This window comes from Stenotrophomonas sp. AS012628, from assembly GCF_010608305.1.
Lineage (GTDB): Bacteria > Pseudomonadota > Gammaproteobacteria > Xanthomonadales > Xanthomonadaceae > Stenotrophomonas > Stenotrophomonas geniculata.
This window is the reverse complement of sequence record NZ_VMBJ01000194.1, coordinates 1-248: the sequence shown is the minus strand read 5'-3', so window position 1 is coordinate 248 and position 248 is coordinate 1. Positions and strand designations below refer to the sequence as shown.

The following is a 248-nucleotide window of genomic DNA, read 5'->3' as shown; positions in this document are numbered from 1 at the left end:
ATGATCGCCTTGGTGCGCGACGTGATCGCCGCTTCAATTTTGTCCGCGTCGATGTTGCAGGTGTCAGGCTCGACATCGACGAAAACCGGAGTCGCACCGAGCAGAACAATCACTTCAGCTGTCGCGACGAATGTAAACGGCGTAGTGATGACCTCGTCACCTCGCCCGACCCCTAGTGCCATCAGTGCGATCAGCAGCGCGTCCGTACCGGACGCCACGCTGATACAGTGTTTCGCACCGGTATAGGC

1 protein-coding gene is annotated in these 248 nt (G+C 58.5%); it reads right to left on the bottom strand.

Annotated elements, in window-relative coordinates:
• Nucleotides 1-248, bottom strand: a 248-nt coding sequence (locus G5A07_RS21585; protein ID WP_191864008.1) for an aminotransferase class I/II-fold pyridoxal phosphate-dependent enzyme, incomplete at both ends; no start/stop codon positions are given.